We start from the raw sequence: 18,450 nt of genomic DNA on the forward strand, positions 1-18,450 counted from the left end.
ATGAGACCCGAGGTCGTCGTCGACATCGAGCCGGACGCCGGGCAGACCGCCGCCGGACCCACCCGGCAGCGCTCACCGCTGCCGAAGACCCGGCGCCTGCTGGTGGTGTGCGCGCACCCGTTCGACGCGACGGTGACGCTCGGCGGCGTCATCGCGGCCTTCGCCGACACCGGTACGGCCGTGCAGGTCGTCTGCCTGACCCACGAACAGTGCGCCGTCGCCGGCGAAGGGCGCCGTCCCGTCCGGGCGGCCGAGCTCCTGCGGGCCGCCGGTCTGCTCGGCGCCCGGGAGGCGACGCTGCTGGAGCACCGCGCCGCGCAGCTCCAGTGGAACCCGCCGGAGGTGCTCGCCGCCGAGCTGCGGTCGGTCTCCGGCCCCGTCGACGGGGTGCTGACGATCGACGCGAGCGCCCCGGGCAGCCACCCGGACCTGGTGCGCGCGATGCGGGCGGCCCGCCGCGTGGCGGCCCGGCTGCGCTGCCCGCTCTACGGCTGGGTGCCCCGCACCTGGGGTACGGACGAGCTGCCGCACGGTGTGCTCGCCGTGGACTGCGACCGTGCCCGGCAGCGTGCCGCGATCGCCTGCCACGACGCTCCCGGGCCGGACGACCCGTGCACGGCGCCGGCAGGGGCCGACGAGCCGCGCGACTACCTCACCGTGTTCTGACCCGGTCGCGAGAGGCCCGGGCGAGGCCCGGCGCTCGCCGTCAGGAGCACGCCCGGAGCGCACACGCCCGGCGTCACGCCTCGCCCGGTGCGCCGTCGAGCCGGGCCTGCGCGGCGGCCAGCCGGGCGACCGGGACCCGGTAGGGCGAGCAGGACACGTAGTCGACGCCGAGCTCGTCGAGCAGGGCGATCGACGCGGGGTCGCCGCCGTGCTCGCCGCACACCCCCGTCTCCAGCCCGGGCCGGGTCCGCAGCCCGCGCTCGACGCCGATCCGGACGAGCTCGCCCACGCCGTCGGCGTCCAGGGAGGCGAACGGGTTGGTCCGCACGACGCCCGCCTCCAGGTACGCGGCGAGGAACGAGCCCTCGGCGTCGTCGCGCGAGATGCCCACGGTCGTCTGCGTCAGGTCGTTGGTGCCGAACGAGAAGAAGTCGGCGTGCTCGGCGATCTCGCCCGCGGTCAGGGCCGCGCGCGGCAGCTCGATCATCGTGCCGACGCGGTAGTCCAGGTCCGTCACCCCGGCGGCGTCGAGCTCCCCGTCCGCGGTGGCCACGACGATCTCGCGCATCCGCCGCAGCTCCTCGGCGTACCCGACCAGGGGCACCATGATCTCCACCCGCGGGTCCAGGCCCCGGCCCCGCACCGCGAGCGCCGCGCGGACGATCGCGCGGGTCTGCATGACGCCGATCTCCGGGTGCAGCAGCGACAGGCGCACGCCGCGGGTGCCCAGCATCGGGTTGGCCTCGGACAGGCGCCGGACGTGGGCCAGGAGGGTGCGGGCGCGCTCCAGCTCCCCGGGTGTGCCGTCCGCCTCCAGGCGCTGCACCAGGAGGGACTGCTCGACCAGGTCGGGCAGGAACTCGTGCAGCGGCGGGTCGATGAGCCGGACCGCGACGGGCAGGCCGGTCATCGCCGTGAAGATCTCCTCGAAGTCCGCCTGCTGCACGGGCAGCAGCTCGTCGAGGGCGGCCTGCCGGTCCTCGGTGGTGTCGGCCAGGATCATGCGCTGGACCACGGGCAGGCGGTCGGTGGCCATGAACATGTGCTCGGTGCGGCACAGGCCCACGCCCTCGGCGCCCAGCTCGCGGGCCCTGACGGCGTCCTCGCCGGTGTCGGCGTTGGCCCGCACGCCCAGGCGGCGTACGTCGTCGGCCCAGCCGAGCACGGTGGCGAAGTCGTCGGTGACCTGCGGGGGCACGAGCGGGAGCGCGCCCGGGTAGACGTACCCGGTGGTGCCGTCCACGGTGATGGTGTCCGCCTCGGTGAGCACGGTGTCGCCGACGGCGAGGGTGCGGGCCGCGACGTCGATGCGCAGCTCGCCCGCGCCGGCCACGCAGGGCTTGCCCATGCCGCGCGCGACGACGGCGGCGTGGGAGGTCATGCCGCCGTGCGCGGTGAGCACGCCCTGGGCGGCGGCGACGCCGTGGATGTCGTCAGGCGTCGTCTCCCATCGCACGAGCACCACGTCCTCGCCGGCCCCGCCCCGTTCGGCCGCGGTGTCGGCGTCGAACACGAGGGTGCCCACCGCCGCGCCCGGGGAGGCGTTGAGGCCGTGCGTGAGCGGGGTCGTGGCCTGGGCGGGGTCCAGCGTCGGGTGCAGGAGCTGGTCGAGCTGGGCGGGGTCGATCCGCCGCAGCGCGGTCGGTCTGTCGATCACGCCCTCGGCGACCAGGTCGCGCGCCACCCTGAGGGCCGCCGCCGCGGTGCGCTTGCCGGTGCGCACCTGGAGCAGGTACAGCGTGCCGTCGTCGATCGTGAACTCGACGTCCTGCATGTCCTGGTAGTGCTGCTCCAGGCGGTCCAACGTGTCCAGGAGCTGCGTGTACACGCCGGGCAGCACCGACTCCAGCTCCGGGAGGCGCCGCGGTGTGCGGGTGCCCGCGACCACGTCCTCCCCCTGCGCGTCCAGGAGGAACTCCCCGTACCGCTCCCGGGCGCCCGTGGCCGGGTTGCGCGTGAAGCACACCCCGGTCGCGGAGGTGTCGCCCTTGTTGCCGAACACCATCTGCATCACGTTCACGGCGGTGCCGAGGTCGTCCGGGATCTCGTTCAGCTCGCGGTACACGCGCGCCCGCGGGCTGTTCCAGGACCCGAACACGGCGTCCACCGCCCGGCGGAGCTGGTCGTGCGGGTCGGTCGGCAGGTCGTGGCCCGTGCTCCGGCGCACGACGCCGCGGAACGTCTTCACCAGCTCCCGCAGGTCGTCCGCCGTCAGCTCGGCGTCCCGCCGCACCCCCCGGCGGTCCTTCAGGGCCGTCAGCTCGTCCTCGAAGGCCTGCCCCGGCACGCCCTCGACCACCTCGCCGTACATCTGCACGAACCGGCGGTAGGTGTCCCAGGCGAAGCGCGGGTCGTCCGACTCGGCGGCCAGACCCTGCGCCGCCCGGTCCGACATGCCCAGGTTGAGGACCGTGTCCATCATCCCCGGCATCGAGACCACCGCACCCGACCGCACCGACACGAGCAACGGCCGTTCGGCCGCCCCGAGCGTGCGCCCCGTGCGACGCTCCAGGGTCGCCAGGTGCGTCAGGATCTCGTCCCACAGTCCCCCGGGCCACGCGCCGTCGTCCTCCATCGCGGCGACGCACGCCGCCGTGGTCACGGTGAAGCCGTCCGGGACGGGCAGGCCGATGCGCTGCATCTCCGCGACGCCGGCGCCCTTGCCGCCGAGCAGCGCCCGCATCCCGGCGTTCCCCTCGGACAGGTCGTACACGTACCGCGCGCCCGGCGCCCGCACGGACGGGTGCGCGGTTGCTCCGGCCCGGCTGTTGGTGTGGGTGGTCATGACGGCTCCGTGGGCAGGCGCTCGGTGCACCCGCGCTCCGTGGGCGGGCGCGTCTACCCGGCCAGCGTCCCTCGTCCGCCGTCCGCCGCACCAGGGACGAACGGCCCGGAATCTTCGCCGGACGGGACAGAAAGGAAAAATTCACCCGCAGGTCGGTGCGTCGTCGGGTCAGCGTCGACCGGATGGGCGAGGATTCACCCGGTCATTCCAACCGAGAGGGAGGTCAGCGTGTCCGAGAAGAACAGCACCGTGTCCAGCCTGGTCAGAATGCTCGTCGTCCTGTCCGCCATGGTCAGCCTCGTCGCCGGCGGCGTCTCCGTCGCCCCTGCGGCGGACGCGACCGTCTACAGCTCCTGCACGCACAGCGGCTGCACGGAGGCGTACTCCTCGAAGTCGATCTGGAGCTCCAAGGGCTACCCGAGCACCCGCGGCTGGGTGAGCTGGCCCAACGGCCAGTGCAACTTCGCGGGCGGCACGTACAACAACTACGAGGGTGAGCTCCCGGCGGGCCACTCCTACCTCGAGTTCGACGTCACGCCGCGGGCCTGCGGCGCCGCACGACAGTCCTACCGGCTCGTCCTGGACCGCACCACCGGGGTGGTCTACTTCTCGCCCAACCACTACGGCGACTTCTACCGGATGTGACCCGGTCCCGTGCGCGGCGTCCGGCCTGCTCGGCCGGACGGCGCGCACGGGTCCGGCCCGAACGGGACGGATAGCCTCGGACCATGACCCGTGACCTCCCCGTGCTCGTCGTCGACGGAACGCGGTTCGGCGACCTCGACGGATTCGCCCGCGAGTTCTCCCGGCTGCTGAGCGGGTACACCTGGCGGGGAAACCTCGACGCCCTCAACGACGTGCTCCGCGGCGGGTACGGCACCCCGGAGCACGGCTGGACATTGCGGTGGGTCGGCTCGGAGACGTCCCGCGTGGCCCTCGGCCACCCGGAGACGGCCCGGCGGCTGGAGCGGATCCTGCCCGGCGTCGACCCGTCGAACCGCGCGGCCGTCACCGCGCGGCTCGACGAGGCGCGCCGCGGCGAGGGCCCCACGCTGTTCGACGAGATCGTCGCCATCATCCGTGAGCACGGACCCGGTGGCCGGGAGTCGGCGGACGGGATCCTGCTCGAGCTGGCCTGAGCCGGGTCAGCGCCGGAAGTCCAGGCTGCCGAGGAAGGTGTGCAGGTCCGCCCAGCCCTGCCCGGTGCCGTCGAACTCGACCACGAGGAACAGGTTCTCGCCCCGGCCGCTCTGGTGGAGGTAGATGTGGGCGCTGTAGAACTGGGGCTCACCGCCCATGGTCGCGACCGACGGCTGGACCTCGGCGTAGTCCGCGCCCGGCACGGAGATCATCTGGGACATCGGTGCCACGTCCGTCTGCGTCCACCAGTTCCCGCCCGCCCTGCCGCCCTGCACGTACACGCGCTCGTAGGACGGGTCCTCCTTCGTCGCCTCCTCGATCTCCTCCGGGGTGAGGTCGGGCGCCCCCGGCCACTGGTGGAGGTCCTCGGGATCCGCGCCTCCGTACACGTACGTCACCGTCTGGCCCGTCCACTCCACCCCGGGCGAGAACTGCCCCTCCGTCGCCTCGGAGGTCCACGACTCCGGCACGGCGAACGACAGGCCGTTGTGCTCCACCTGCTTCCAGCCCGCCGGGACCACGTGGTCGAGCGGTTCGAGCGTGGGGTGCTCGGAACCACCGACCGGCACGCCGCTCGGGTCCGGGTCGGCCTGGGCACCGTCCGTCGGTCCCGTCGACGAGGTCGGGCCGGCCGACGCCCGGTCGCTGCCCGGCAGCAGGTCCCCCCGGCTGACGCCGGCCGCACCGAGCACACCGAGACCCGCGCCGGCGAGCGCGAGCGCCGCGACGCAGGCTCCCACCGTCCTGGCCACCCGGCGGCGCCGCACGTTCCGCACGGCGGTCGCGACCATCAGCGTCGGGTCGAGGTCGTCCGGGGCCTCGATCATCGAGCCCGCCGCGCGGATGCCGGCCGCGAGCGCCGTGTCCTGGGCGGGGTGGGTGTCGTGCACGGTCATCATCGTTCTCCCCCGTTGGGCACCAGCACGGTGCGCAGGCGTCGTAGGGCGTGTGCGGCGGTGGACTTGACGGTGCCCCCGGAGATGCCGAGCTCGGCGGCCGTCTCCGCCACCGAGCGGTCCAGCATGAACCGGAGCACCACCACGCGGCGCTGCTTCACGGTGAGCTGCATCAGTGCCCGGACCAGGCGGTCGCGGTCCACCACCTCCCCCTCGAACACCAGCACGTCAGGGCTGCGCACGGTGCTCGCCGGATCGTCGGTGAGCACCTCGCGGCGGGTACGGCGCCAGGTGTCGATGCGGGCCGTCGCCAGCACGCGGCGCGCGTAGGCGAACGGGTCGCCGTCGCCCACCTTCTTCCAGGCCTTGAAGGTGCGTTCGAGGGCGATCTGCACCAGGTCCTTCGCGCGGTGCTCGTCACCGCACAGCATGTAGGCGATCCGGTACAGCGCCGGGGTCTTGGCGTGGGCGAAGACCGTGAACTGCGCGACCGGGTCCGCACCGCTCCGGACGACCCGGACGTCCGTGGCGACCGTCCCGGGGACCGTGCCCACGGCGGACCCGCTCATCCGCTCCACCGTCCCCGGCAGGAGCGGTCAGGGACCGGTGTCGGTACTGCGTCGCGGCGTCGTGGACCCCGCATGGTTGGCGTCATGCACCATAGACGCAGGCCAGGTCAGGTGGGGTTCTGTGCAGTTCGAGAGACCGCGGACGGCCTGGCGTCCGGCCGGGCCGTCCCGCCTCTCCAGGTGCCCGACTTCTCCACTTCACCCCCTCTGTGACACAACGTTTCGCCCGCCTCGGACGTGTGAGGTGACATGAGGAACAAAGCGGTGCACCCAGTCATCCTCGGTGGCGACGCCGGCGCCTACAGCCTCGCGCGCGCCTTCCACGAGGGCTACGGGGTCAGGTCGACCGTCGTGTCCATCCGCCCGACGCCGAACGTCGCGCACTCCGGCATCATCCGCAACGTCGTCGAACCGCGCCTCGACGACCCCGACGTCCTGGTCGAGCTGATCCGCCGGATCGCCGCCGCCGGACCGGGTCCGGTCATCGCGCTGACCTGCGTGGACTGGTACGTGCGGGCGCTCGCGGAGCACCGCGACCGGCTGGAGGACGTGGCGATCGTCCCCTACCCGTCGGTCGACCTGCTCGACCGGGTGATGGACAAGCTGCGGTTCTCCGAGCTGTGCCAGGAGATCGGGGTCCCGCACCCCCGCACGGAGGTGCGCGACGGCGGGGAGCCGGTCGGCGACCTCGACCTGCGCTACCCGCTGATCGCCAAGCCCGGCGACAACACGGCGTGGCACCGGGTGTCGTTCCGCGGCAAGGCGAAGGTGCACCTCGTACGGGACCGCGACGAGCTGGCCGCGCTGCTGACGGCGGCCGGGGACGCGGGCTACCGACGGCCCGTGATCATCCAGGAGTACGTGCCCGGCGACGACTCGCAGATGCGGATCATGACCACCTACTCCGATCTCACGGGCGAGGTGCGCATGGCGTGGGGCGGCCGGGTGCTGCTCGAGGAGCACACGCCCGGGACGCTGGGCAACCCCGCCGCGATCCTCACCGGGCCGCTCCCCCAGGTCGAGGCGGACGCCCGCCGGCTCGTGGAGCACCTGGGCTGGACGGGGTTCGCGAACTTCGACGTGAAGGTGGACCCGCGGACCGGCGTCGGGCACTTCTTCGAGCTGAACCCGCGCACGGGACGGTCCAACTACTACCTGACCGCGAGCGGCCTGAACCCCGCCGCCTACTGGATGGGCGACCACCTGACCGGGTTCTGGCCGCCGGCCGCCGAGCCGCTGGAGGTGCTGTACCGGATCGTCCCGGGCTTCCTGCTGGACCGGTACGTGCAGGACAAGCAGATGCGCGCCGCCGTGCGCCGCGCCCGCGCCGTGCACCCGCTCAAGTACGGCCGGGACCGGTCGCCGCGACGCGACGCGTGGGTCCGCCTCGCCGAGCTGAACCAGGTACGCAAGTTCTCGCAGTACCACCCGGCGCCGGAGGCGGGCGAGGCGAACGGGAGCCCCGGGGAGCCCGTCCCGTCCGGGAAGCGGGACGTTGCCTGACGGCGCCGGTCCCGCCGGAACGCTGGTCGGCGTGCTGGGCGGGGTCGGGCCGCTCGCGACGGTCCTGTTCATGGAGCGCGTCGTCCGGCTGACCGACGCGGCGCGCGACCAGGACCACGTCGACATGGTGGTGCTGCAGCACGCGACCGTCCCGGACCGGACGGCGTTCGTGCTGGGGCGCTCCGCCGAGGATCCCGGTCCCGTGCTCGCCGCCGACGCGCGGCGGCTCGCCGCGGCCGGAGCCGAGTTCCTCGTGCTGCCGTGCAACACGGCGCACGTCTTCGCCGGTGCGGTCGCCGCGGCGACGTCGGCCCCGCTGCTGACCGCGGTGGACGCGGCGGTGTCCGCGGTGTGCGACACCTGGACCGGTCGTTTCAGCGGGTCGCGGCCGGAGGCCGTGGGCCTGCTGGCGACCGAGGGGACGATCGAGTCGGGCGTCTACCTGGACGCCTTCAGCGCCCACGGCGTCAAGACCCTGGTGCCGGACGTCGCCGGCCAGGCGAGCGTGACCGCCCTGATCTACGACGGCGTCAAGGCGGGCCGCGGCGGCGACCTGACCGCGCTGGCGGGCGTGGTCGCCGACCTGCGGTCGCGCGGCGCCGGCGCGGTCGTGCTCGGGTGCACCGAGCTGTCGGTCGCGGCGGAGGCGACCCCGCCGGACCTCCTGCCCGGCGTCGTGCTCGTGGACGCCCTCGACGAGCTCGCCCGCGCGACGGTGCTGCGCGCGGGGCGCCGACTACGTCCGGCCGGCTAGCCGCCCGGACCGACGCAGGACGACGGCCGGTGGGAGGTCCGGGGCGCCGTGCCGTCGCTGCCGGGCCGTTCCCGTGCGAGCCTGAAGACTTCCTGCGCCCAGCACGACGCACGTGCGCGACACCTCCGGGGAGGAACGATGTGTGCGCAGCGGTCACCGGAAGCCGGACGCCGCGGGTGGCGCGGACCTGCCCTGGCGGCCGGGGCCGCGCTCGCGGCCCTCGCCCTCGGCCTGGCCGGGGGTGTGCTCGGCGCGCGGCTCGCGGCGGCCCCCGACCCCACGGGCGCGTGCGACGTGGCCGAGGTGGCGCCGCGCGTGCTCCCGACGATCGTCACGATCAGCGCGACGGGCGCCGGGTCGGGAACCGGCAGCGGCGCGATCCTCACCGAGGACGGCGCCGTCGTCACCAACGACCACGTCATCACCCCGGCCGTCCCCGACGGCCGGATCGAGGTGATCCTGGCCGACGGCGAGCGCCTGCCGGCCGAGCTCGTGGGACGGGACCCGCAGACCGACCTCGCCGTGCTGAACGTCGAGCCCGGGCGCGCGCTGCCCACCATCGAGCTGGCCGGGTCGGACGACGTGGCCATCGGGGAGCCCGTGGTCGCGCTCGGTGCACCGCTGGGGCTGTCCAGCACGGTGACGGCGGGCATCGTCAGCGCGACCGGCCGCTCGGTGACGGTCCCGACCGGCGAGGGCGGCACCACGGTCCTGACCGGGGCCATCCAGACGGACGCCTCGATCAACCCCGGCAACTCCGGCGGTGCGCTGGTCGACTGCGACGGGCGCCTGGTCGGGGTGAACACGGCGATCTCGACGGTGCCCGACAGCGCGGGGCAGCCGGTGGGCGGCAGCGTCGGGATCGGGTTCGCGGTTCCCGTGGGCACGGTCCGGGCGATCACGGACGAGCTGCTCGAGCACGGCCGGGTCGAGCACCCGTCCTTCGGGATGACCGTCTCCGCGCTCCCGCCGTCCGCCGCCGCGCGTCTCGGTGTGCCGCCGGGGCTCGTCGTCACCGGTCTGACGGACGGCGGCTCCGCGCAGGCCGCCGGTCTCCGGGTGGGCGACCTGATCACGAGCCTGGACGGCCAGGCCGCGCCGACCGACTCGACGCTCGCGCACGTCGTCGTCCACGCCGCCGACGGCGACGAGGTGGAGGTGGACGTCCTTCGGGACGGGCGGTCCCGCCAGGTGACGGTGACCCTGCGCTGAGTCGGTTCACCGTCGCGACACCGAGGTCTGCGGCGACGTCCGCAAGGTGGTCTACCGCGACCCGGAGGGCAACGAGATCGGCTTCGGTGGCGGCCCGGCGTCAGCCGGCGGCCCCGGGACCTCCCGTGCCGAAGGGTCCTGGCTCGCCCGCGGCGTGGTGGCGGCCAGCACCCGGTCGATGAGGTCGTCGAGCGCCGCGGTACCCACCGGCCTGCCCTCGAACGTGACGAGCACGAGCACCGCTCCGGTCAGGAGCGCGAGCGCGGGTTCGACGTCGCGCTGCGCGACGTGGGACTCGAGGACGGCGCGCAGGGCGCTGGTCCCCGTCTCGTACAGCCGGGTGCGCAGCCGGCCGACGACCTCGCTGTCGTTCGCCCGCTCGACGACGCCCGCCAGCAGACGGTCGAGGTGACCGTGCGTGAGGTCGTCGGCGAAGTCCGCCAGGCCGGCACGGAGGTCGGCCCGCAGGTCGCCGGTGGCCGCGGGATGCTCCGCCTCGTCGCAGATCTGCTCGATCGACGCGCTGATCAGGTCGAGCCGGGTGGGCCAGTGCGTGTAGACGGTCGCCTTGGAGTAGCCGGCGCGCCGGGCCACCGCGGCGTGCGTGACGGCGTCCCAGCCCTCGTCGAGCAGCAGCGCACTGGTCGCGGCGACCACGTCGCGCCGCGTGCGGGCGATGCGCGGGTCCAGTGCTGCGGTCTCGCTCGTCATGGCGCGATCCTACGAGTACTGGACCGCGTTGACACTGTTGAACACATCGTTCAATACTGACACACATGACCAACAAAGACGCCTCGCCCGCGGAGATCAAGGTCTTCCAGCTCCCCACGGGCTCCTACGAGACCCCGGCCGCCCTGGCCTTCCAGGGCGGCCGGTTCCGGGACCGCCGGCAGTTCGCCGCCACCGCCGTCCTGGTCCGGCACCCGCAGGGCGACGTCCTCGTCGACGCCGGGTTCGGCGCGCACGCCGAGGAGCACATCCGGATGCTGCCCGCGTTCCGGCGCTCGCCGCACCACCTCGGCGCGACGGCGAGCGAGCAGCTCGACGCCGCCGGCTACGACCGCAGCCGACTGCTCGGCGTGATCCTGACCCACTCGCACTGGGACCACGTCAGCGGGCTGGACTCCCTCGACGTGCCGGTCCTCGTGACCCCGGAGGAGCTGCGGTACGCGGCCGGCGGCCACGGCGACCGGGTGTTCGGTCGCGTCGTCGCGGGCCACGACGTGCGGCCGTACGCCTTCGACGGCCCGCCCCACCTGGGCTTCCCGGCCAGCCACGACCTGCACGGGGACGGCTCCGTCGTGATCGTGCCGGCGCCCGGCCACACCACGGGCTCGGTCGTCGTTCTCGTCACCGAGCGACCGGACCGGCGGTTCGCCTTCGTCGGCGACCTCACCTGGCAGCTCGACGGGATCACGCACGGCGCGCAGCGCCCCCTCCTGATGCGCCTGCTCGCCGACAGCGACCCGGCGCGGGTCCGGCAGGACCTGGCCCGGGTGTCCGCGCTCCCGCCCGACGTGCGGATCGTGCCCGCCCACGACGCGCGGGGGTACGAGGGCATCCCGCTGCTGGGCGCATGAGGGCGACGCCCGGGCCGACCGCGGGCCAGCAAAGCTACGCCCGGACCCCGGGCTTTTTGCATCTCGGACCGATCGGACGTACGGTGGAGTTACTAGTCAGTCTACCTAGATGAGTACGAGAGGCAATCCCATGAAGTTCAGGACCTCCACGCGCCGCCTCGGCGCAGTCGTCGGTGTCGCCGTCAGCGCGGCGCTCGCCCTCGGCGTCGGCGCCGGCGCGGCCCAGGCCGACAGCGGCCACCGCCCCGACCGCGAGACGATCAGCAAGCCCACCGTCGTCCTCGTGCACGGCGCCTTCGCCGACGCGAGCGGCTTCGGGGGCGTGATCGACAGGCTGCAGCGCGACGGCTACCCCGTGATCGCCGTCGGCAACCCGCTGCGCGGGCTCGCGTCGGACGCCGCCTACGTGCGCAGCGTCGTCGACTCCATCGACGGCGACGTCGTCCTGGTCGGCCACTCCTACGGCGGCGGCGTCATCACCAACGCCGCCAGCGGCGCCGACAACGTCGACGCCCTGGTCTACATCGCGGCCTTCGCCCCCGACAAGGGCGAGACCGTCGGCCAGTTCAACGACCCCACCCAGTACCCCGGCAGCGAGCTCGAGCCCGAGTCGCTGGTGCTGCGCCCGTTCCCGGGCGGCGTCGACGCCACCATCGACCCCGCGGACTTCCGCGAGATCTTCGCCCAGGACCTGCCCCCGCAGCAGACCCGCCTCATGGCCGCGACCCAGCGCCCGGCCGATGTCGCCGTCCTGGAGGAGGAGTCCACCACGGAGCCGGCGTGGAAGACGATCCCCACCTGGTACCAGGTCTCGGCCCAGGACCACGCCCTGTCCCCCGTGGCACAGCGCTTCTTCGCCGAGCGCATGAACGCGCACACCACCACGATCGACGCCTCGCACGCCGGGTACGTCTCGCACCCGGCCGAGACGGCGAAGGTCATCGAGAGCGCGGCTCGCGCGACCCGCTGACCCCTCCGCGCCGGGCGCTCAGGTCACCGACCTGGGCGCCCGGCACGCTGATCACCCCGCCCGGCGGGAGCGCAGCCGGCCCACGACCGTCCACGCGATCATGCGCGCCATCCGCAGCGGCCCGTAGCGGACGCCGGACGCGAACGGCGCCTCACCGCGGAGCGTGGCCTCCGCCCCGCCGTCGACGAAGAGGACCTGCCCGGTGACGAACGCGGCGTCCGGCGTCAGGAGCCAGGCGATCGCCGCGGCGACCGGCTCGACCGGACCGGGCATCCCGAGGGGCTGCGGCAGGGCGTCCTGGAGCACCCGCACGCTCGCGGCGTCGGCGAGCAGGGTGCGGCGCGCCGTCCCGGTCTCGACGATGCCCGGGGCGACGGCGTTGAGGGGGATGCGCGCGCCCGCCCACTCCTCGGTGACGGCGGTACGGCGCAGCCACCGGTTCAGGGCGATCTTGGTGGACCGGTAGATCACGCCCCCACGACCGCGCGCGACCATCCGGTCCGCGACGGCCAGCGCGCGGGCCTCGTCACCGGCGAGACAGGCGTCCACCAGGTCGTCCTCGCCGGCGGAGAGCGACGAGGCCGAGCTGACGACGACGGCACGGGGTGCGCTCCGGCACGCCAGGTCGCCGCGCAGGGCGGCGAGCAGACCGACGGTGCCGAAGTAGTTGAGGCCGACCGCGATGCGCTCGTCGGCGCTCCCCGCGACGAGCGCGACGCCGTCGATCCCGGACGGGGCCAGCTCCCGGACCCGTGCGACGGCGGCGCCGCGCCCGTCCGCGGTGGTCAGGTCCGCACGGACGTCGGCGGCCTCGGTGACGCCGCACCGCAGGACCCGCGCGCCCTCCCGTTCGAGCCGGTCGGCGACGGCGGCGCCGATCCCGGAGTCGGCGCCGGTCACCACGTAGGTCCGGCTGGTGTGCTGCGGCATGGGCGCCTCCTCGACACTTTGATGCACTAGTGCATTCCTACACTAGTGCACTCATTCCCCGCTAGGCTGGGCGCATGAGCAAGGAGACCGGGATCCGGGAGCGCAAGCGGGCCGAGACACGGCGCGCGATCGTCGCCGCGGCCACGGCGCTGTTCCTCGACCGAGGCATCGCCGCGACGTCGATCGAGGACATCGCGGCCGGCGCCGGCGTCGCACGCCGCACGTTCTTCCTCCACTTCCCCTCGAAGGAGGACGTGCTGTTCCACTACCTGGAGGCCCACGTCCGGCGGGCCGTCCTGACGCTGGACGACCTGCCGGCCGGCGCGGACACGGCGCAGGGTGTCCGCGCGGTGATGACGGCGTTCGTCGACCTCTTCGAGGACCCGCGTGTCGGAACCGACGCGCTCGCGGACCTGCGTGCCGAGCTCGTCACCGCCTCGCGCGGCCTGCCGGCGTCCCTCGTGGTGCGCCTGCAGCGGGCGCAGACCGACCTGGTCGGCGCCCTGCGCGAGAGGTTCCCGGACCGTGCCGGGTGGCCGCTGATGTCGGCGCACCTCGGCGCCTGCATGGGCGGCGCGACGGCGGCGGCGGTCGCCGTCGAGCGGCCCGAGGACCGGGCCGCCGCCATCCGCGAGGCCGTGGACCGCGCGAGCGCGGGTTTCGTGGCCTGACCGCACCGGCCACGGGGGACGTTACGCTCCAGGCGACGAGCTCCCGGTGACGAAAGGATGCCCATGCCCGCAACTGCCGACCTCTACGACGAACTCGGCGAGACGGTCCAGTCCGTGCCCGTCCAGTTCCAGCTCCACGGCGGCGTCGCCCGGTTCGAGGGGCCCGTGCGCACCGTGCGGTGCTTCGAGGACAACGCGCTGCTGAAGTCGGTCGTCTCGACGCCGGGCGACGGCGCCGTCCTGGTCGTGGACGGCGGCGGATCGCTGGAGCGTGCCCTGATGGGCGACATGATCGCGCAGATCGCCGCCGACAACGGCTGGGCGGGCGTGGTCATCCACGGTGCGGTCCGCGACCGCGTGGCCCTGGCCGAGATCCCGATCGGCATCAAGGCCCTGGGCACCAACCCGCGCAAGAGCACCAAGACCGGCGCGGGCGAGGCGGACGTCGAGGTCGCCTTCGGCGGGGTCACGTTCCGGCCCGGCGCCCGGCTCTGGAGCGACGAGGACGGCATCCTCGTCGAGCGCTGAGCGGCCAGCCCGGGCGACGCGCGTCAGGCCCCCGCCGGCCTCCAGCCGAGCAGGGGCCCGAGGCGCGTCGCCAGGTCGGTGAGGATCTGCACGTAGTCCGGCTCGTCGAAGGTGAACGGCAGCGCGAACGCCACCTCGTCCACGGCCCGGAACCCGGCGTGCGCGCTCAGCCGCTCGGCGAGCTGCTCGGCCGGCCCCACGAGGTCGGGCGCGAAGAGCATGCGCCGCGGCCCCGCCGGCACGGGCGCCGCGGTGCGCGGCAGGCGTGCCGCCGCGTACGCCTCGTACCGGGCGACCTGCTCCGGGGTGGCGCCGTCCGTGGGGATCACCACCAGGCCCTGGGAGACCCGGGCCGCCTGCCCGGCCGGGTGGGCGGCCCGGAACAGCTCGATCTGCTCGCGCTGGAGCGCCGCGAAGTCCGGGTGCTCCGCGTCCCCGGCGTCCAGCACCGAGGAGGTCAGGAGGTTCATGCCCGCCGACCCGGCCCACGCCGCCGACGACGCCGAGGCGGCGCCGTACCAGACGCGCTCCCGCAGGCCCGGCGAGAAGGGCTGGATCCGCGTGGAGTACGTCTCGATGCCCTCGGTCCCCTCGAAGGTGGAGACCGCGCCGCCCGCCAGGTTGTGCAGCAGCCGCTCCACGCGCGCCTTGGAGAAGTCCTCGTGCTGCCACGTGGTCGGGTAGAGGTGGTCGCGCAGGTGGTCCCAGTGGATCGGCGGGCCCACGCTCACCCCGGGGTTGAGCCGGCCGCCGGACAGCACGTCCACCGTGGCGAGGTCCTCCGCCAGCCGGAACGGGTTCTCCAGGCCCAGCGGGGTCACGGCGGTGCCCAGCTCGATCCGGCCGGTGCGCTGCGTGGCGGCGGCCAGCACCGCCACCGGGGACGAGATGCCGTGCTGCAGGTGCCGGTGGCGCAGCCACGCGCTGTCGAGGCCGAGCTGCTCGCCGAGCTCGATCAGCCGCAGGGTGGCCTCGTGCCCGGCGCGCGGGTGGTCCGGGTCGAACAGGCCGATGGTCAGGAAGCCGAGCTTGCGCAGGGGTCGCGTCACGGGGTCAGTGAACCACGCGCACGTCAGCGGATCCGGTCACTCCTCGCTCCGTCACTCCTTGACCGACCCCGCCGTCAGGCCCTCGACGATCCAGCGGCTCGCCAGGGCGAACAGCAGCATGGTCGGCAGCACGGTGAGCACCGCGGCGGCCGACATCGGGCCCCAGGCGATGTTGAACGTCGAGATGAACCCGTTGAGCGCGGCCGGGACGGTCTTGTTGGCGTCGGAGTTCATCAGCACGACGGACAGGAACAGCTCGTTCCAGCAGTTCACGAAGTTGAAGATGAACGCGGCGGCGATCCCGGGGGCCATGACGGGCACGAGCACGCGGAACAGCGCGCCCAGGCGCGAGCACCCGTCGATCATGGCCGCCTCCTCCAGCGCGTCGGGCATGTTCTCGAAGAACCCGCGCAGCATCACGGTGGAGAACGGGATGCACATGGCCACGTAGACGAGGCCGAGCCCGGGCTTGGTGTCGACCAGGCCCAGGTCGGCGAGCATCGCGTACAACGGTCCGAGCGCGATGAACGCCGGGATCATCTGCGTGAGCAGGAACGCGCCGAGCACGGCGCCCTTGCCCCGGAACTCGAACCGGGCCAGCACGTAGGCGCTCAGCAGGGCGATGAGCGTCGCGGTGGCCCCGGCCACGAGCGCGACCACCAGCGAGTTGCCGAGGAACGTGCCGAAGGCCGACGTGGCGAACAGGTCGGTGTAGTTGGCGGTCGACGGCTCCGACGGCCAGTACTCCAGCGGCCACCGGTTGATCGAGCCGGGCGACTTGAACGACGTCACGACCACCCAGTAGAGCGGGAAGAGCGTGATGACCAGCCACAGCGTGAGCCCGGTGACACGGACGACGCCGCCCGTGGTCACCCGCGAGGAACCTTCTCGGAGCATCGTCATCGCTGGTTCACCCGCCGCATCGCCGTCAGGTAGAAGGCGCAGAACACGAACAGGACGACCATGACGGCCAGCCCGATCGCGCTGGCCAGGCCGTAGCTGCCCTGCTGCGTGTACTCGATCATCCAGGTGGTGACGATGTGGGTGCGGCCCGCGGGCCCGCCGCCCGTCATCGCGTAGATGATCTCGGGAGAGTTGAACGTCCAGATCGCGCGCAGCAGCACGGTCAGCGCGAGCGTCGTCCAGATGTACGGGATCACGATGGAGAAGAGCCGGCGCACGGTGCCCGCCCCGTCGATGGCGGCGGCCTCCAGCACCTCGTCGGGCACCGACTGGAGGGCCGCGAGGATCATGATCGCGAAGAACGTCACCCCGTACCAGACGTTGGCGATGATGACGGCGACCATGGCGAGCTTCGGGTCGGCGAGCCACGGCAGGGGCGCGTCGATGGCGCCCGCCTTCATCAGCAGGTCGTTCACCACGCCGAACTCGGCGTTGAACATCCAGCGGAACAGCATGCCGACCAGGAAGCCGGACACCGCCCACGGGTAGAAGATCAGCGCCTGGTAGAGCCCACGGAAGCGGAACCGCCGCCACAGCCCCAGGGCCACGAGGAACCCGATCACGAGCTGCGGCACGATCGAGCCCACGACCCAGACGACCGTGTTGCCGGCGACCACGGGGAAGACCGGGTCGGCAAGGATCGTGGCGAAGTTCGCCAGCCCCACCCAGGGCGTCGAGGTGAGGTCCCACAGGTCCCAGTCGCGGAACGCCATGTGGGCGCCCTGGAGCATCGGGAAGTACGTGAACCAGCAGACGAAGACGATGGCGGGCGCGAGGAACCCGAGGATCGTCAGCGCGTTCCGGCCCCGGAAGGTCCGGCGGTGCCGGGGCTCGCGCGGAGCCCCGGCCCGCGCCGGGCGGAGGGCGGTCGCTGTCACGTCACTGCTCCGCGGCGTACTTCTCGGTCCAGAAGGCGTCCCACTCGTCGAGCAGCTCGCTCGTCGTCATGCTGCCGAGCAGGACCGCCTGCACGTCCTGGTCCGCCTTCTGCTCCCACTCGGTCCACCAGCTCACGCCGCGCGGCTGCACCACGTTGACGTACGTGTCCGGGTCCTCGGTCATGGCGACGTAGCTCGCCCACGGCCCCTCGGCGTAGAACGGGTCCTCCCCCGCGCCGTCGATGATCGGCACCAGGCTGTTCTCCTGGGCGAACCGGGTCGCGGGCTCCGCCCCCGAGAGGAACTCGACGAGGTCGGTCGCCTCCGCCTGGTGCTCGCTGGCCTCGGCCACGCCCCAGCCCGCCGTGGCGAGCGGCTGCGCCGCCTTGCCCGTGGGGCCGGTCAGCAGCGGGGCCGTGGACCACTGGTCCTGCGTGATCGTCGTCGACTGCGACACGGTCGCGATGACCTCCGGGTCCTGCAGCAGGAACGCCGTCGAACCGTTGGTGAAGCCCTCCACCATCTCGGGGTAGCCCCACGAGACGGCCGACGGCGGCGCCGCCTCCTCGAACAGGGAGAAGTAGGTGTCGACGGCGTCCTGCGCCTCGGACGCCGAGAAGATGGTCGACCCGTCCGCGAGCAGGTAGGCGTTCTCCACGTCGAGGTCGTCGATCGTGTACGCCTCCACGGCGGCCACCACGTTGCTGAACCCGTTCTGGCCGCCGCGGAACGCGTAGCCGTAGGTGTTCTGCCCCGGGTCCTGGATCGCGGAAGCCTGCTCCAGCAGCTCCGCCCACGACGCCGGCGGGCCGTCGAAGCCCGCGTCCTCGACGAGGTCGGTGCGGTAGAAGAGCGACAGCCCGTAGAAGCCGTACGGCACGTAGTAGCGGGCGCCGTCCTCCGCCGTGACGGCCTGCGCGTTGTCGGTGAGGTCGTCCCAGCCCGCCCACGCCGTGGCGTCGTCCGACAGGTCGTGGAGCCAGCCGTTGTTGCTGAACGCGCCCACGGTGCTGTCCCGCACCTCCAGGACGTCGACCCCCTTGCCGGACTGCAGCATCTGCTGCAGCTTCTGGTCGGCCTGGTCGGTGGGCGGGGACACGAGGTCGACGGTGACCCCGGGGTTCTCCGCCTCGAACTCGTCCAGCAGCTCGCGGATCAGCGTCGTGCGGGCCGGGTTGGTCAGGCTCTCGACCATCTGCAGGCGGACGGTGCCGTCGCCCGCGGACCCTCCTCCGGTGCACGCGGTGAGGGCGAGGAGGCCGGTGGCGGCCAGGCTCGCGGTGAGGGCAGTTCGGGTGCGGTTCACGTGCGCACCTCTCCTTCTTCTGTTCGGGATGTGGTTCGCGTGCCGAGGGG

19 protein-coding genes are annotated in these 18,450 nt (G+C 73.4%); 10 read left to right on the forward strand and 9 right to left on the reverse strand.

Annotation, left to right across the window (positions count from 1 at the left end):
• Positions 1-666 carry a PIG-L deacetylase family protein gene (locus QRN56_RS07410; RefSeq protein WP_285102164.1) on the forward strand — a complete coding sequence of 222 codons (666 nt, stop codon included), beginning with the start codon at positions 1-3 and terminating at the stop codon, positions 664-666.
• Between the two features lie 73 nt (positions 667-739).
• On the opposite strand, the gene ppdK is transcribed toward QRN56_RS07410, so the two are convergent.
• The gene (ppdK, locus tag QRN56_RS07415; protein ID WP_285102165.1) at positions 740-3,451 is read right to left on the reverse strand and encodes a pyruvate, phosphate dikinase; all 2,712 of its coding nucleotides are present in this window, start codon (positions 3,449-3,451) and stop codon (positions 740-742) included.
• Between the two features lie 228 nt (positions 3,452-3,679).
• Between ppdK and QRN56_RS07420 the strand changes: the two genes are divergently transcribed.
• Positions 3,680-4,096: a ribonuclease domain-containing protein gene (locus tag QRN56_RS07420; protein ID WP_285102166.1), complete on the forward strand. Its 417-nt coding sequence runs from the start codon at positions 3,680-3,682 to the stop codon at positions 4,094-4,096.
• A gap of 83 nt (positions 4,097-4,179) precedes the next feature.
• Entirely contained in the window at positions 4,180-4,590 is a 411-nt protein-coding gene (locus QRN56_RS07425; protein WP_285102167.1) for a barstar family protein, read from the forward strand.
• Between the two features lie 6 nt (positions 4,591-4,596).
• On the opposite strand, the gene QRN56_RS07430 is transcribed toward QRN56_RS07425, so the two are convergent.
• Both QRN56_RS07430 and QRN56_RS07435 read right to left on the reverse strand, forming a co-directional pair.
• Positions 4,597-5,487: a hypothetical protein gene (locus tag QRN56_RS07430; protein ID WP_285102168.1), complete on the reverse strand. Its 891-nt coding sequence runs from the start codon at positions 5,485-5,487 to the stop codon at positions 4,597-4,599.
• Positions 5,487-6,056: a SigE family RNA polymerase sigma factor gene (locus tag QRN56_RS07435; RefSeq protein WP_285102169.1), complete on the reverse strand. Its 570-nt coding sequence runs from the start codon at positions 6,054-6,056 to the stop codon at positions 5,487-5,489. Before QRN56_RS07435 ends, QRN56_RS07430 begins: the two co-directional genes overlap by 1 nt.
• A gap of 264 nt (positions 6,057-6,320) precedes the next feature.
• Between QRN56_RS07435 and QRN56_RS07440 the strand changes: the two genes are divergently transcribed.
• From QRN56_RS07440 to QRN56_RS07450, 3 genes are all read left to right on the forward strand, one after another.
• Entirely contained in the window at positions 6,321-7,559 is a 1,239-nt protein-coding gene (locus QRN56_RS07440) for a carboxylate--amine ligase (RefSeq protein WP_285102170.1), read from the forward strand.
• Positions 7,552-8,313, forward strand: a complete 762-nt coding sequence (cuyB, locus tag QRN56_RS07445; protein WP_285102171.1) for a cysteate racemase — start codon at positions 7,552-7,554, stop codon at positions 8,311-8,313. The genes QRN56_RS07440 and cuyB overlap by 8 nt, the downstream gene beginning before the upstream one ends.
• 138 nt (positions 8,314-8,451) lie before the next feature.
• A complete protein-coding gene (locus QRN56_RS07450) occupies positions 8,452-9,525 on the forward strand; it encodes a S1C family serine protease (protein ID WP_285102172.1) in 1,074 nt (357 codons plus the stop codon).
• A gap of 51 nt (positions 9,526-9,576) precedes the next feature.
• Here QRN56_RS07450 and QRN56_RS07455 read toward each other — a convergent pair whose 3' ends face one another.
• Positions 9,577-10,236, reverse strand: a complete 660-nt coding sequence (locus tag QRN56_RS07455; protein ID WP_285102173.1) for a TetR/AcrR family transcriptional regulator — start codon at positions 10,234-10,236, stop codon at positions 9,577-9,579.
• 65 nt (positions 10,237-10,301) lie between these two features.
• On the opposite strand from QRN56_RS07455, the gene QRN56_RS07460 reads away from it, so the two are divergent.
• Both QRN56_RS07460 and QRN56_RS07465 read left to right on the forward strand, forming a co-directional pair.
• The gene (locus QRN56_RS07460; RefSeq protein WP_285102174.1) at positions 10,302-11,105 is read left to right on the forward strand and encodes an MBL fold metallo-hydrolase; all 804 of its coding nucleotides are present in this window, start codon (positions 10,302-10,304) and stop codon (positions 11,103-11,105) included.
• A gap of 130 nt (positions 11,106-11,235) precedes the next feature.
• On the forward strand, positions 11,236-12,075 hold the full coding sequence (locus QRN56_RS07465) for an alpha/beta fold hydrolase (protein WP_285102175.1): 840 nt from the start codon (positions 11,236-11,238) through the stop codon (positions 12,073-12,075).
• A gap of 51 nt (positions 12,076-12,126) precedes the next feature.
• Here the strand turns inward: QRN56_RS07465 and QRN56_RS07470 are convergent, their stop codons facing one another.
• A complete protein-coding gene (locus QRN56_RS07470; protein WP_285102176.1) occupies positions 12,127-13,005 on the reverse strand; it encodes an SDR family oxidoreductase in 879 nt (292 codons plus the stop codon).
• Positions 13,006-13,079: 74 nt separating this feature from the next.
• On the opposite strand from QRN56_RS07470, the gene QRN56_RS07475 reads away from it, so the two are divergent.
• Both QRN56_RS07475 and rraA read left to right on the forward strand, forming a co-directional pair.
• Positions 13,080-13,676 (forward strand): TetR/AcrR family transcriptional regulator, encoded by a 597-nt coding sequence (locus QRN56_RS07475; protein ID WP_285102177.1) that lies wholly within the window; start codon positions 13,080-13,082, stop codon positions 13,674-13,676.
• A 63-nt stretch (positions 13,677-13,739) separates the two neighbouring features.
• A complete protein-coding gene (rraA, locus tag QRN56_RS07480; RefSeq protein WP_400541456.1) occupies positions 13,740-14,204 on the forward strand; it encodes a ribonuclease E activity regulator RraA in 465 nt (154 codons plus the stop codon).
• Between the two features lie 23 nt (positions 14,205-14,227).
• Here rraA and QRN56_RS07485 read toward each other — a convergent pair whose 3' ends face one another.
• The 4 genes from QRN56_RS07485 to QRN56_RS07500 are packed head-to-tail and all read right to left on the reverse strand — an operon-like array spanning position 14,228 to position 18,400.
• Positions 14,228-15,253: an LLM class flavin-dependent oxidoreductase gene (locus QRN56_RS07485; RefSeq protein WP_285102179.1), complete on the reverse strand. Its 1,026-nt coding sequence runs from the start codon at positions 15,251-15,253 to the stop codon at positions 14,228-14,230.
• A gap of 51 nt (positions 15,254-15,304) precedes the next feature.
• Entirely contained in the window at positions 15,305-16,156 is an 852-nt protein-coding gene (locus QRN56_RS07490) for a carbohydrate ABC transporter permease (RefSeq protein ID WP_285102180.1), read from the reverse strand.
• Positions 16,153-17,094, reverse strand: coding sequence for a carbohydrate ABC transporter permease (locus QRN56_RS07495; protein WP_285102181.1), 942 nt, complete (start codon positions 17,092-17,094; stop codon positions 16,153-16,155). The genes QRN56_RS07490 and QRN56_RS07495 overlap by 4 nt, the downstream gene beginning before the upstream one ends.
• Before the next feature lies 1 nt (position 17,095).
• A complete protein-coding gene (locus QRN56_RS07500) occupies positions 17,096-18,400 on the reverse strand; it encodes an ABC transporter substrate-binding protein (RefSeq protein ID WP_285102182.1) in 1,305 nt (434 codons plus the stop codon).
• Positions 18,401-18,450: the final 50 nt, after the last annotated feature.

The sequence above is a fragment of the Promicromonospora sp. MEB111 genome, assembly GCF_030209445.1.
In the GTDB taxonomy this organism is placed as follows: Bacteria; Actinomycetota; Actinomycetes; order Actinomycetales; family Cellulomonadaceae; genus Promicromonospora.